The 14,004-nt window shown below is 46.2% G+C and carries 9 protein-coding genes and 1 pseudogene; 5 read left to right on the forward strand and 5 right to left on the reverse strand.

The features are described from left to right. Positions 1–127: 127 nt before the first annotated feature. The 3 genes from ABXS70_RS19445 (at position 128) to ABXS70_RS19455 (ending at position 3,636) form a co-directional block, all read left to right on the forward strand. Complete coding sequence (locus ABXS70_RS19445) at positions 128–1,030, forward strand: ABC transporter ATP-binding protein (RefSeq protein ID WP_366290114.1); 903 nt, start codon at positions 128–130, stop codon at positions 1,028–1,030. Further along, on the forward strand, positions 1,023–1,856 hold the full coding sequence (locus ABXS70_RS19450; RefSeq protein WP_342554690.1) for an ABC transporter permease subunit: 834 nt from the start codon (positions 1,023–1,025) through the stop codon (positions 1,854–1,856). The genes ABXS70_RS19445 and ABXS70_RS19450 overlap by 8 nt, the downstream gene beginning before the upstream one ends. A 394-nt stretch (positions 1,857–2,250) precedes the next feature. After that, on the forward strand, positions 2,251–3,636 hold the full coding sequence (locus ABXS70_RS19455) for a helix-turn-helix domain-containing protein (RefSeq protein ID WP_366290117.1): 1,386 nt from the start codon (positions 2,251–2,253) through the stop codon (positions 3,634–3,636). A 44-nt stretch (positions 3,637–3,680) separates the two neighbouring features. Here ABXS70_RS19455 and ABXS70_RS19460 read toward each other — a convergent pair whose 3' ends face one another. Then, positions 3,681–4,268 (reverse strand): GbsR/MarR family transcriptional regulator, encoded by a 588-nt coding sequence (locus ABXS70_RS19460; protein ID WP_342554688.1) that lies wholly within the window; start codon positions 4,266–4,268, stop codon positions 3,681–3,683. 498 nt (positions 4,269–4,766) lie between these two features. Between ABXS70_RS19460 and ABXS70_RS19465 the strand changes: the two genes are divergently transcribed. Both ABXS70_RS19465 and ABXS70_RS19470 read left to right on the forward strand, forming a co-directional pair. Next, positions 4,767–5,996, forward strand: coding sequence for a glycine betaine/L-proline ABC transporter ATP-binding protein (locus ABXS70_RS19465; protein WP_342554687.1), 1,230 nt, complete (start codon positions 4,767–4,769; stop codon positions 5,994–5,996). Beyond that, entirely contained in the window at positions 5,962–8,562 is a 2,601-nt protein-coding gene (locus ABXS70_RS19470) for a glycine betaine ABC transporter substrate-binding protein (protein ID WP_342554686.1), read from the forward strand. Before ABXS70_RS19465 ends, ABXS70_RS19470 begins: the two co-directional genes overlap by 35 nt. A gap of 274 nt (positions 8,563–8,836) precedes the next feature. Here the strand turns inward: ABXS70_RS19470 and ABXS70_RS19475 are convergent, their stop codons facing one another. The 4 genes and pseudogenes from ABXS70_RS19475 to ABXS70_RS19490 all read right to left on the reverse strand — a co-directional run bounded on the left by ABXS70_RS19475 (position 8,837) and on the right by ABXS70_RS19490 (position 13,605). Continuing rightward, entirely contained in the window at positions 8,837–9,811 is a 975-nt protein-coding gene (locus tag ABXS70_RS19475; RefSeq protein WP_342554685.1) for an ABC transporter substrate-binding protein, read from the reverse strand. 339 nt (positions 9,812–10,150) lie between these two features. Continuing rightward, positions 10,151–11,479, reverse strand: a complete 1,329-nt coding sequence (locus ABXS70_RS19480; RefSeq protein ID WP_342554684.1) for an ABC transporter substrate-binding protein — start codon at positions 11,477–11,479, stop codon at positions 10,151–10,153. Between the two features lie 343 nt (positions 11,480–11,822). Continuing rightward, a complete protein-coding gene (locus tag ABXS70_RS19485) occupies positions 11,823–12,644 on the reverse strand; it encodes a carbohydrate ABC transporter permease (protein WP_342554683.1) in 822 nt (273 codons plus the stop codon). Continuing rightward, positions 12,641–13,605: pseudogene (locus ABXS70_RS19490) on the reverse strand (sugar ABC transporter permease). The gene ABXS70_RS19485 and the pseudogene ABXS70_RS19490 overlap by 4 nt, the downstream one beginning before the upstream one ends. Between the last annotated feature and the right edge of the window lie 399 nt (positions 13,606–14,004).

A 14,004-nucleotide genomic window follows, 5' to 3' on the forward strand; every position in this document is an offset into this window, starting at 1 on the left:
TCCCGGGGAATTATGCACCAGAATTTCGGGACTATCGGAGCAAAAGTATATTTCTTTAGTCTTACATTGAACGATCTGACGATGCTGTACGTATAATCATCAAATTCAGAACGGACGGTGATTATAGATGATTGAAGTACGGAACATAACCAAGCAATTCGAGAAACAGCAAGCGCTGCAGGATGTCAGCTTCACCATTCAGCAGGGCAGCATTACCGGACTTATTGGTCCTAACGGCTCGGGTAAAACGACCCTCATTCGCATCATGAACGGAGTGCTGGGCGCAAACCACGGGCAGGTTACCATCCAAGGTATGGATACTTCGATAGAAACAGAAAAGGTGCTGGCGATCTGCGGTACACTGACTGAACAAAGCGGCTTGTACGAAAATATGAGCGGGCGGGATAATCTGCTATTTTTTGCGGATGCCTTTGGGCTAAAACGTGCAGCTGAACGCATTGATGAACTGGTACAGCTGCTTGAAGTTCAGGAGTACCAGCACCGTAAAGTCGGCACCTACAGCACAGGGATGAAGAAACGTTTAGGTCTTGCACGAGTGCTGCTGCACCGTCCTTCTATTCTGTTTCTCGATGAGCCAACCAATGGTCTTGATCCTGATGGAATCCAGATGGTGCTTCGTATCATTCGTCAGTTAAATACCGAGCTGAACTTGACGATTCTCATCTCCTCACACGTGCTTACTCAGCTTTCCGCCGTGTGTGATCATTATATTTTTATGGAAAAGGGCCGTGTTGTTGAGAAAGGGACAGAACAGGAGATTATTCATCGATATCAATCCGCACCGCGGCTAGAGGTCGAAGCAGATATGCCAAACGGGTGGAAGACCGGAATATATTCGCCTGAGACGGTTACAGCGCATACAGCAATCTACCAACTCTCGTCTCGTGAGCACATTCCGCTGCTGCTTCGACAGCTGACCGAGCATGGTCAAGTTTATCAGGCACGTATTGAAGGCAATGATCTGGAAAGCATCTATTTTGCGATAAGGGAGGCGAATGCACATGAATAATCGACAAGCCATACGTGCACTCATTCGTAAAGACATCCGTTCTGTCACATCCAGCGTGCAGCTGTGGCTGCCAATGCTGATTGTGCCATTGATTATTGGCATTATCATGCCTTCTGCTCTGATCTGGGCAGCATCCAGAATGAATCTGGATTCGATAAGCAATTTAAATGTCATTCTCGAAACGTTAGACAAGGTGATCCAAGGCGGACAGATGCCATCCCTTGCTTCCATGGCCACAGATAATCAACGCCTTGTCTATTATCTGGGATTGTATATGTTCGCCCCCTTGTTTCTCATCATTCCAGTGATGGCTTCCAGCATACTCACCGCGAACAGCTTCGCCGGCGAAAAAGAGCGTAAGACACTGGAAGCATTACTGTTTACACCAATGAGTATGAGCACACTGTTTAAAGGTAAAGTACTGGCTGCTCTCATTCCGTCACTATTGTTATCCTGGGTGACATTCATCATCTATGGCATCATTGCCAACGTCCTGATGTACCCAATCTTCGGCACACTGATGTTTCCGAACTGGAACTGGATCATTCTGATCCTTTGGGTGGTCCCTACATGCAGTTTAGCCGTTATTCTCCTCAATGTGCTGATCTCGGCTAAAGTAAGAGGATTTCAGGAAGCGTACCAGCTTGGTGGTCTTGTTGTCCTGCCCCTGATTGCCCTGATTGCTGGTCAGGCCACCGGCATGTTAATGATTGGGCCATGGATGCTGCTTGGCACCGGAGCCGTGCTGCTGTTCATAAGCTGGGTTCTGCTTCGCCTCGTAACGATCTGGAATCGCCGTCAGCAGCTCGCGGAGAGTCAGATCTGAGGGGCTTCTATGATAACCACAACATATAAAAGAGGAATCCTACGTGGATTCCTCTTTTATATGTTACGTGCTGAGTGGAATTATAATAATAAAGATTTGCTGCACTGCAGAATAGACATAATCAACCTTGAGCTGCAAGGTACATTCATATCCTGCCTCTTTACTTTCATTTCCGTATAAGAAACGACAAATAAAAAGACACTCGTCTGAGCGTCCATATACTATTCAAATTCGCTGTATGTATCCCATGGAGGATGACTTCACAGCCCTTTAGCTGCCGATAGTCATCCTTTTTTATATTCTCTTTTTCTTTCGAAACTATTTTTCAAAAACACCTTCCATTTGAGAATGATAATTGTTATCATTAAGAAAATAAGACAAAAGGATGGTCCGTATGAATGAATCGTTTCACGCATTAACCGAAACCTCTTCTCTGCCGCTGCTCTCTTCAATGTGCCTTGTACGCCGCGGGAGCAATTTTCGTCTACAAGGCATGACGGTAAACCGGCCCATACTTTGTCTTATTTTACAAGGCAAAGGCCTGTTGGCTCTGAACGACATTGTATATGAGGCACAAGCAGGAGAATTGTTCATGATCGAACCGGGTACCCCGGTTGACGCTTTGCCGAACTCAGAAACTACTGAATTTCTAATGGTTAGTATGGAATATATGAGTATGAAGCGAGAACGAGGCCAATGGAAAATGACGCCATCTCCTTCTCTTCCTCCGGGCTGGCAGTCGGGCAAATTGCGAATCCGGCATGAAGAACAAGCGGCATTACGAATGACCAAACTGCATGAATCGTATCGAGCCGGACAGTCAGACCATTTTGTCAGCATACATACCCAGCTGCACGAACTGCTGCAGTTTCTGTTAGAGAATCGGCTGGAAGCCAATCTTGAAAAGGTGGACCCCGCTTTGGAGCGCAGCATTATGTATATGAATCGTTTCATGCGTGAAGGCATCAGCATGGATCAACTTGCCAAAATCGCCGGACTTACACCAAGTTCGTATTCCCGAAGCTTCAAAAAAGCAAAAGGCATGTCACCTACCGATTATTTGAATCTTCTGCGGATCGAAGAAGCCAAAAAGCAGCTGTCCGAGGAGAATTGTGTTCTCAAAGACGTTGCCGCATCCGTAGGTTATGGTAATGAATATTATTTTAGCCGTAAATTCAAGCAAATGCTCGGCATTGCGCCAAGTATATATATGAAGAAGTATCGTTTACGTGCAGCTGCAGTTTCCAGCACCGGCTTTGATGAACATTTACGCTTCCTAGGGCTCCGGCCTATCGGATCACTGGACTTAACAAATCATTCGACAGATGCAGCAGACGATGAGCATGTATTAACGAACAAGCTTGATCAGCTTCGCCGGGCTAAGCCAGATTTAATCATAGGAGATCGCTCCTGCAAGCCGTATTACGATCGCCTGAAAAGCATTGCCCCCACCGTCATCGTCGAAGAGACGGACGACTGGAACGAAACTCATCTCCGCCTGGCAGAGCTTATCGGACGTGAGAAAGAAGCGAGGTCGCATATCAAGAAACTTGCATTTCAGCATCTGGAAACCAAGCGTTTACCTGCATCCAGTCGGAATCAGGAGCCGAATCGGTTCGCTTGGTCAAACCATACCAATACTCTACGTGCCGAAATACAGGTCAGCGGCTCCAAACTGCGAGTACCTGCAAAACCGATGCAAAAGATAAACCCGGAGCCGACTGCATTACCTTCTTCTATCCGTACGAAACGGACCATTTTCAGTGCCATTGGACAATGAAGTAAAGGGACCCTTCCTGCCGGAACGGGTCCTTGATTTTGATCCTATAATTGTTCTTTCATTTCTTCTCTAATCTCTTCTTTTGGAACAAGCTTGTAAATCTCTTCATCTTCCATCGTATCAATCAGCCTGTCGAGCCACCGATAATACGCCTCCGCCTGCAGTATTTTACGCTTGTCCTCATGCAGCACACGCAGCATGTCCGCATCAACCTGTTCATCAAGCTCATTGATTATCCGGTTCATCTCATCAACGGACTTACGAAGAATCTGAAGATTACTCTCCACCGCTTTTCTCCATTTAATGACGAAATAATCGGTAAATGTCTGGTGCCAGTCATACTCCACTTCATATAGATCTTTCCTAGAACCTTTATTCCACACCTTATTTACCATTTTAAGATCCAGCAGTGTTCGCACTCCAGTGCTCATGCTTGTTTTGCTCATTTCCATCTCCCGGCCCATATCATCAAGGGTCATCGGTTTGTCTGCGAAAAATAGCAATCCGTATAAATGTCCCGTGGACAACGTTACGCCGTATAGATCCATATTCCGTCCGATGGCTTCTATAACACGTTTACGGATCTTCATCACGGCAGCCTGCTGATCTTCTTGCAAATGGTCCAAGCTCATGCTTGCAACCTCCATTCTAAGCATTCCAGTCTTGGCAAAAAAATATCAGCATGTTCAAGCTCTGCTTACATTGGAAAGCATGCAGCTGGATATCCTATAGGTCAGGAAAACATCTCACACCCAATAACTAATATTGGGAACTTTACCATGCTTCATTTTGCCTACGATGATCTTTTAACCAAAAAAATAAGCTTTAATTCAGCTCATTTTCTATTGTAGGAAAAGCGATAATAAAAGTAAAGCTGCCTAATTAGCCAGAATAAGGAGATAGACAGAGTATACGAGAGGAAAACTTTATACAGTTTTTACTGTACAAACATTATGTACTGTTTATTCGGTTGATATACTGGTTAACTACTGTTAGAATACAAACCGTTACCCAGAAAGACGGGAAGCGAAGCAAAAATTACCGGATTTCGTGGCTGGGCGCACAAGTGTATGGGCTTGTGACTGCTGAAAGCCGTTCGAAGTGCACAACACATCAGAAGGGGTGAAAACATGACCATACTTGAAGTGAAAAACGTAAGTAAACTGTTTGGCCCCCAAACCGAGCAGGGTCTTGAACTGCTGGAACAGGGTTGGGGGAAAGAAAAGTTGGCCAAAGAAAAACAGATAACGGTTGGTGTCAATCGGGTCAACATGGAAATACAAGAAGGTGAAATCTTCGTTATTATGGGCCTGTCCGGTAGTGGTAAATCTACACTGGTTCGCATGTTCAATCGTTTGATTGAGCCGACATCTGGAGAAATTTTGGTCCATGGCAAGGATTTGCGCAAAATGAACAAAGAACAACTGCGTGAAGTGCGCCGTAAAACGATCAGCATGGTATTTCAGAAGTTTGCATTGTTTCCGCACAGAACGGTTCTTGATAATGTGGAATACGGCTTGGAGATTCAGAAGGTAGATAAAGAAGTACGCCGGGAGAAAGCGAAAACCTCGTTGGAACTGGTTGGCCTTAAAGGCTGGGAAGACAAAATGCCGGATGAGCTGAGCGGCGGGATGCAGCAGCGTGTCGGCCTCGCTCGTGCACTTGCGAATGACCCGGAAGTACTGCTGATGGACGAAGCTTTCAGTGCGCTTGATCCATTGATTCGTCGTGATATGCAGGATGAGTTGATTGAGCTTCAGGATAAGATGAAAAAGACCATTATTTTCATTACCCATGACTTGGACGAAGCGCTGCGCATTGGCGACCGGATTGCTCTTATGAAAGACGGCGCCGTTGTGCAGATCGGTACACCTGAGGAAATTATGATTCAACCGGCCAACTCATACGTGGCCCGCTTCGTCGAAGACGTGGACTTGTCCAAGGTCCTCACAGCATCACACGTTATGCGCCGACCTGAAACGATCACAACCGATCGCGGCCCTCGTGTCGCTCTCGAATTAATGCGTGAGCGCGGTATATCGAACCTGTTTGTCATTGACCGCTCCAAGAAACTGCTGGGTGTCATTACAGCAGAAGACGCAACCCGTGCAATGCGCGAAAATAAAGTATTAAATGACATTCTGATCACGGATGGGCCGACGGTATCGCCTGAGACCCTGATTCATGAATTGTTCGAGATTGTAAGTTCAGCGCATGTGCCGCTCGCTGTTGTAAGCGAAACTGGCCGTCTGCAAGGTGTTATCGTTCGCGGTGCCCTGCTCGGTGCACTAAGCGGTGAAGTTGCAGAAAAGGAGGACGCTCTGAATGATTCCCAAAATACCACTAGCATCGTGGATTGAATCCATCGTTGACTGGATGAGCTCCTCGCTCTCCGGATTGTTTAAAGTAATCTCTGTTGTTATTCAGGAAGTGGTTGGATTTTTCTCGGGGCTGTTCATGCTGCCTCACCCACTCCTGTTTATTGCCATACTAGGTGTGCTGGCATTCCTGGTAGGCAGATTGCCGCTTACCTTGTTTACCGTTATCGGGTTCCTGCTCGTAGATAACCTGGGCTACTGGTCCCAATCCATGGACACGCTTGGCCTCGTTATTACGTCAGGATTAATATCGATTCTTGTGGGTGTGCCTGTCGGTATCTGGCTTGCATACAGTAAAACAGCCGCACGGATTATCACGCCACTGCTGGACTTCATGCAGACGATGCCAGCATTCGTTTATCTGCTGCCAGCCGTTACGTTCTTTAGTCTCGGCGTTGTTCCCGGCGTTATCGCATCGGTAATCTTTGCCATTCCGCCAACCATTCGTCTGACTCACCTGGGAATCAAACAGGTTTCTGGTGAGCTGGTTGAAGCGGCGGATGCATTCGGATCAACTTCTGCACAGAAATTATTCAAGGTACAGCTTCCACTCGCGCTGCCTACCGTGATGTCCGGTATTAACCAGACCATCATGCTGTCCCTTTCTATGGTAGTTATCGCTTCCATGATCGGTGCACAGGGTATCGGAGCGGAAGTATATCGTGCGGTAACGCAGCTGCAGATTGGTAAAGGTTTTGAAGCCGGTCTGGCCGTAGTTGTACTTGCGATTGTACTTGACCGCTTTACGCAAAACCTGTTCATGCCAGGACGCAAAAAGACTTCCCGAGTTTCGGCGAAACAAAAGGCATGGATTACTGCTGCAGCGACACTGGTCGTATTAATCGCTGGATTCTCACAATACTTTACAGGCAGCACTAGCTCTGCTGGTGGCAGCAGCGGAGCAGCCAATGCTGTAGGTAAGGAAGTAAACTATCAAATTATTGGTATCGATCCAGGTGCCGGTATTATGAAGTCTGCAGCCAAAGCCATTGAAGATTACAAATTGTCTGACTGGAATCTGATCGAAGGTTCTGGTGCCGCTATGACCGCAACACTCGATAAAGCCATGAAAAACGAACAACCCATTATTATAACGGGATGGACACCTCACTGGATGTTCAATAAGTACGATCTTAAATATTTGGAAGACCCGAAAAAATCTTTTGGTGATTCCGAAGAAATTCATACCATTGCCCGTAAAGGTCTGAAGGAAGATCATCCGGTCGCTTACGAATTCCTGAAGCGTTTCAAATGGACTTCGGATGAAATGGGCGAGATGATGATTGCTATTCAGGATGGCACTTCCCCTGAACAAGCAGCTAAAGACTATGCCGAGAAGCATGCGGATCAGATCAATGAATGGACGAAAGATCTGACACCGGTTAACGGTGATACGTTCAAACTGAGCTATGTGGCATGGGATTCCGAGATTGCCAGTACGAATTTATTGAAATATGTGATGGAGAGCAAACTAGGATACAAAGTCAATGCGCTTCAGGTTGAAGCAGGACCAATGTGGACTGGTGTCGCTTCGGGTGACGTTGATGCTTCTCCGGCTGCATGGCTGCCGCTAACACACGCGGACTACTGGGATCGTTACAAAGATCAGGTTGAAGATCTCGGAGCCAACATGACAGGTGTGCGTACAGGTCTGGTTGTTCCAAAATACATGACAGACGTAAACTCGATTGAAGATTTGGAAACAGGGGCTTCCGCTTCCAGTTCTTCTTCCTCACCTGCGGCTAATGCGAACGTGGGAAATGAAGTTAATCACCAAATTATCGGCATCGATCCAGGTGCCGGTATCATGAAATCCACCGCCAGTGCCATTGAAAAATATGGTCTGGCAAACTGGAATCTGGTAGAAGGGTCCGGTGCAGCCATGACGGCTGCGCTGGACAAAGCTTACAAAAATGAAGAACCCATTATTATTACAGGCTGGACTCCGCACTGGATGTTTAACCAGTATGATCTGAAATATCTGGAAGACCCTGATAAGGTATATGGTGATGCAGAAGAGATACACACCATCGCTCGTAAAGGTCTGAAGGAAGATCATCCGACTGCTTATGAATTCCTGTCCCGTTTCAAGTGGACTTCAGATGAGATGGGCGAAATGATGATTGCTATTCAGGGCGGTACTTCCCCTGAACAAGCTGCCAAAGACTATGCGGAGAAACATGCGGACCAGATTAATGAATGGACCAAAGGTTTGAAGCCAGTCAACGGAGACACATTCCGTCTTGGTTATGTGGCTTGGGACTCGGAGATTGCGAGTACAAATCTCTTGAAATACGTAATGGAGAACAATCTGGGTTACAAAGTAAACGCACTGCAAGTGGAAGCCGGACCGATGTGGACTGGTGTTGCATCAGGAGACGTTGATGCTTCTCCGGCTGCATGGCTGCCGCTGACACATGCGGATTACTGGTCTAAATATAAAGATCAGTTGGATGATTTGGGACCTAATATGACTGGCGTGAAAACCGGCCTTGTCGTTCCTGCTTACATGGATGTTAAATCTATAGCTGATCTGAAGGATAATTAATCAGAAGTCAGAACAGTTTTACACTCATCATAAGATAAGTCATTATAACTGCTCTCATACTGTTATCATTGAATTTTTTCCTTTAACCCCCTTTCTCTACTACGGAGAAAGGGGATTTTGTCTAGATTAAACCAAAGAGACGAAGAGGCTTTGGCTGCCATCTTCGTCTCTTTGATTGTATATTTCGATTACACGGTCAAGAAGTGCATGCAGCTCCCGCACGCGCGCTCTGTATCAAAGCTTCTCTGATTCAAAACCCAACTGCAGATTCAGCTCATTTATTCCCTGCACCAAGAAATCCTTCTTTGAAAATATTTAATACATATTCCAACGTGGTCGGGTCGCTATACGTCACCGATTTGGTATCCAATTCGATCACATGTTTGTTCTGAACGGCCGGGATTTTACCCCAAATCCCCGATTTCATAATTTCGTTATCGCGGGCCATATCCCTACTTACCACAACGAAGTCACCCATGTATTCCGGAAGAACTTCAAGTGACAAGGAGTGATAACCTTCTTTTAACGTATCATTTTTCACTTTTTCCGGCATATTCAGCTTCATGGCTTGATACAGTACTTCTGTTCCGCGTGCCCAGTGATCTCCCATAGCGAAAACATCTTTATCAGCAATTTCAATCGTAGAAACTGTTACCTTATCACCATATTTGGCTTTGATCTCGTTACCAATTTCTTCTGCTCTTTTGGTGAAGTCATCCATCCACGCCTGCGCTTCGGACTCTTTGTTTAACACCTTGCCAATCTCCAGCTGCTGCTGCAGATAATCGAGTTTCCCCCAAGTGTATACAATGGTTGGAGCAATTTTGGACAGCTGCTCCAAATTTTTCATGTGCGAACCTGCAATGATCAGATCCGGATTAAGAGCCGAAACACTCTCGGGGTCTTCCTCGCTTACAATCGCGACATCCTTTAATTTATCCTTGAACAGTGGGTTTTCCGCCGTCCATTTATCCACGCCCACTGGTGTTACATCCATAGAAAGCACATTTGGACCGTTCGTTAGAGCAACGATGCGCTGCGGTTTGGCGGGAATCTCAACTGGCCCTGTTTCGGATGGATACGTGATTGTATCTGCCGTATTTGCTGATTCACCGCTTGTCCCTTCTTCTGCAGTTGTCTCTTGTTTGCCATTGTCTGATGTACCGTTTGCAGCTCCGTTACCACATGCGCTGGCAATGATCGTAAACATCATCAGTACAATGAGTGGCAGAATCCATTTCTTTTTCATCTGTATATTCTCTCCTAATCGTTAATGATAATCATTATCAATTTAATGAACGAGTTGATTATAAGATATGAGCCGATAGCATGTCAATCATTTATCCAGCGTCTTATATTTGTCCCCTTGAATTTTCGGGATAATAGTTTACATAAAAAGGGATACGTCTTCATGACAAAAAAACAGCTTGCAGAACAATTTCTGCAAGCTGTTTTTTTTGGATATAACAATCTATCCTTCCATACGGTTAACTCTGTCATCGCCATATTTACACCTGCGGCTCTACCCTATTGGAAATGTGTGCGACCAAGAGAGATATGGTGTCTGGCCTGCTGTTTTATAGATTCATTACTTCTTCACGGTACTGTTATATTGATTGATTTTCTCTGTAATCTGCTTCGCAGCTGCATCCAGTGCCTCCTGCGGTGCTCCTTGTCCATTCAACACGGTTTCAACAGCACCTTCGACAATTTGTCTTGCTTCTGGAAAAACACCCATAATGGCCCCGGATGTTGCTGTCGAATCAGCTGAAGCGTGCAGTTGGTCGACTGCTGTCTGGAACTGCGGATATTTCGCCATATTATCCTTTAATACCTGCTCGTCGTAAGCTGCTGTCGTAATCGGGAAGTATCCTGTCGCTACGCTCCAGTTAGCCTGTACCTCAGGTGTCGCCAGGTACTTAATGAATTCCCATGCAGCCTGCTGCTGCGCTTCCGACTTGTTGTTCATAATGTACAAGCTTGCGCCACCGACTACAACTCCGCCTTTGGCACCTTCAGGACGGGGCAGAAAACCTGTCCCCAGCTCGAACTTACCACCTGAGCCTTCGACAATTTTACGCAGTCCTGCAGTGGAATCCAGCGTCATGCCAATCTGCTGTGCTGTAAAAGCTGCGGTGGTATCATCTGTGCTGCGTCCCAGATTCGAGAGGGTCTTCTCATCGATCATCTTTTTCCACCACGTTAATGTTTTCACGCCAGCTTCAGAATTGAGCAGAGATTCCGTGGCCGTCTCACTTCTGCCGTTTCCATTGTTAACATAATCTGCATTCTGGTTGGCAAAAAACTGTTCTATAAACCAGCCGTAAATCGCCATTGATGCACCTGGTTTACCGTCCTTCGATAATGCTTTCGCTGCTTTCTCAAACTCTTCGTAGGTCTTTGGCGGACTCTCCGGATCAAGACCCGCAGCCTTGAACATATCTTTGTTATAGTACAAAATCGGGTTTGACGTGTTAAAAGGCATCGCGTTCAATTTGCCATCAATCGTATAGTATCGAATAATGTTCGGCTCCAGTTGGGACAGGTCAAACTTATCCTTGTCAATGAACTGCTGCACCGGTGTAATCATACCGGAGTCGATCATAAACTTGCTTCCAATCTCATAGACCTGGATCAGATCCGGGCCGCTGTCTGAACCGATCGATGCTTTAAGCTTATTCAAGCTCTCGTCATATTTCCCCTGATAGATTGCTTTAACCTGAATGTCCGGATGGCCTGCATTAAAATCGGAAGCGAGCTGATTAATCGCCTTCTCGCCTGCACCAGACATGGAGTGCCACCAGATCAATTGAACAGGTTCTGCTGCTGCAGCTTCAGCTTGAGCTCCACTTCCCGGGCTGCTTGTTTCTGCTTTCGTGCCGCAGGCAGATATAATAAGCATCAGCGCGACCAGCATTAGTGCAAAGGTTCCTCTTTTTTCATGTCGCTCTCCTTTTATATGGCTCGTGTTAAAAAAGATTCTTGTAAACTGCAAAGTGACCGTTACGGATATGAATCATTCTTACGATCGCTGTTGTCACCAAATTTAATTGAACTATTTTTAGTTGTGTAAATTCTAGAGACAAAGGCGAGCGCTTCGCTTCTTCAGAATTGATTCTTCTCCTCCACTACTCTTGCTGTTTCACAAAAACTTTGTTAAGAGGCGCGCCTCATTTTATTCGCTCCTGGCAGTTCATGCGTAACCTGCAAGCTCGGCCAGACATGTTAACGCAGATTGCTGCAAGTTATTTATCTATCTTTCATCCCTTAAGCGCACCTGCAGCCATGCCGCGTACCAGCTGTTTCAGTCCAAAGATCAGGAGCAGCAGGGATGGCACAATCACCATCGCCGTTCCGGCAAACACCAGATTCCACGCCGTCGATTCCTGGAACTCCAACATGGAGATGCCGATTTGAGCTGTCCTCATCTCAGGGGTATTGGTGACGAGCAGCGGCCACAGATATGAATTGTACATACTCAGGAATGAATAGATGGCTAACGTGCCAAGGGCTGGACGGGACAGTGGGAGCACATGTGAGATGAAATAACGAATGTGTCCACAGCCGTCGATTTTCGCTGCTTCGAACAGCTCCTTGGGAAGCTGCATAAAGAACTGCCGGAGCAGAAATGTACCGAATGCCGTTGCGAGAAACGGCACCGTCAGTCCCGGATAGCTGTCCAGCCAGCCCCAACTGCGAATCGTCAGGTAGTTAGGGATCATGGTGACTTCCCACGGAATCATCATGGTGGCAACAAACATGCTGAAGATAATGTTTTTGCCTCTGAACTGCATCTTGGCAAAAGCATAGGCAGCCATACTGGCTGTACTTAATTGACCGATCGTGGTCAAGCCCGCTACCAGAAAAGTGTTACCGATGAACCGTCCAATCGGTACAATGTCGAATACCTCCGCGAAATTGGACAAATCAACGGCAGTCGGGATAATATGCGGTGGATAAGCACTGGCATCCTCAGGAGTCATCACGGCCATGAAAAAGGTGTACATCACCGGGTATAACACCAGTGCAGCGCAGATCGTCAGCAGCATATAGAGCAGGGTCTGGGTCCATTTTGCACTCATTGGTAATGTACTTTCCTTTCTACCCATTTAAACTGAAGCAGGGTCAGCAGCATAATGACTGCAAACAGAATTAAAGCTTGTGCACTGCCTGTCCCAAAGGGGAAGTTAACAAAAGCTTCCTGATAGATGGAATACACAAACACATTGGTGCTGTCCATTGGGCCGCCCCGAGTCAGAATGTTGATCTGACCGAAGGATTGAAACGCTCCAATGATGGATACAACCGTCACAAAGAACAGGGTTGGCGACAGCAGCGGCATGGAGATTTTGCGAAACGTCAAGAGTGCACCTGCCCCATCCATCCTGGCACTTTCATAGATTTCATCCGGAATCCCCTGCAATCCGCTGGATAGAATGATGTAGTTGAAACCGAGATTCATCCAGATCGTCATGATGGAGATGGAAATCAGTGCCCAATCGGGACTGATTAACCAAGGAATGGGATCAATCCCTGCTCTGCCAAGCAGATAATTGAGCATGCCAAGCGTCGGATGGAATAGAAATTTCCAGATGACCGCCGACGAGCCAACCGATAACACGACAGGCAGCGAGAATACAAATTGGAACACACGCATCCCCCTGAAGCGGTTGTGGGTCAGAGCAGCTAGGATAAGAGCCCCGAATATACCCGTTGGTACGGTGAACAGGACAAATAATAATTCACTTTCATGCCCTGCATAAACAGCCCTGACTGAAATACCGCTTTGAAGTTTTCCAGCCCTACGTAAGCTGCAATCTGTCCTGTCGGATCGGTAGAATGCAGACTCAGATACACCGATTTGAACATGGGGTAAAACAAAAACACAGCAAACAAAAGCAGTGATGGTGCCAGAAAACCATAGGCCAGCAGGTTCTCCCTCACACGCTGCAGCCGAAGTGAGGCTGTTCGTTGTTCACGTGTACTTGAGGTTATACGCCGTTTGACGGCGGGCAGGCTGAACTGGTTATCAAGATCACTCATCTGACGTTTTTCCTCCTAAAATACATTTCTTGATTTACACTTCTCATTTAGCTTTTCAATTTTCGATTGAGTGTACAAGCTTCGCGATGGACTCAGCTCGGCACCACATGATCTAGTCTAAATTTTCAATGTCACAGCCAAATGAAATGTTCATCAAAATCAAGTTAATCCTCACCAAGTTGTTTTACACAAAACAGCATGGATCAGCTAGAGGGTACTGCGCTTTACAAATATACAAAAAACCGCAAGGAACCTCCTCTCCTGGAGAATTCCCTGCGGTAATATGTGTAAATACTATATTAAATATTAACGTTACAATGATAAACCTCATTTTACATTATACTTCCATTTTCAAAATGCAGATCATTAAGTTCGATACTTCATCAACTTCATTCAGCA

Source organism: Paenibacillus sp. AN1007, from assembly GCF_040702995.1.
Taxonomy (GTDB): domain Bacteria; phylum Bacillota; class Bacilli; order Paenibacillales; family Paenibacillaceae; genus Paenibacillus.

Excerpts from the sequence above, each read along its gene's own strand:
- ABXS70_RS19445 (WP_366290114.1), top strand. The coding sequence starts at position 128 with ATGATTGAAGTACGGAACATAACCAAGCAATTCGAGAAACAGCAAGCG.
- ABXS70_RS19470 (WP_342554686.1), top strand. The coding sequence starts at position 5,962 with ATGATTCCCAAAATACCACTAGCATCGTGGATTGAATCCATCGTTGAC.
- ABXS70_RS19455 (WP_366290117.1), top strand. The coding sequence starts at position 2,251 with ATGAATGAATCGTTTCACGCATTAACCGAAACCTCTTCTCTGCCGCTG.
- ABXS70_RS19460 (WP_342554688.1), bottom strand. The coding sequence starts at position 4,268 with ATGAGCTTGGACCATTTGCAAGAAGATCAGCAGGCTGCCGTGATGAAG.
- ABXS70_RS19465 (WP_342554687.1), top strand. The coding sequence starts at position 4,767 with ATGACCATACTTGAAGTGAAAAACGTAAGTAAACTGTTTGGCCCCCAA.
- ABXS70_RS19450 (WP_342554690.1), top strand. The coding sequence starts at position 1,023 with ATGAATAATCGACAAGCCATACGTGCACTCATTCGTAAAGACATCCGT.
- ABXS70_RS19485 (WP_342554683.1), bottom strand. The coding sequence starts at position 12,644 with ATGAGTGCAAAATGGACCCAGACCCTGCTCTATATGCTGCTGACGATC.
- ABXS70_RS19475 (WP_342554685.1), bottom strand. The coding sequence starts at position 9,811 with ATGAAAAAGAAATGGATTCTGCCACTCATTGTACTGATGATGTTTACG.
- ABXS70_RS19480 (WP_342554684.1), bottom strand. The coding sequence starts at position 11,479 with ATGCTGGTCGCGCTGATGCTTATTATATCTGCCTGCGGCACGAAAGCA.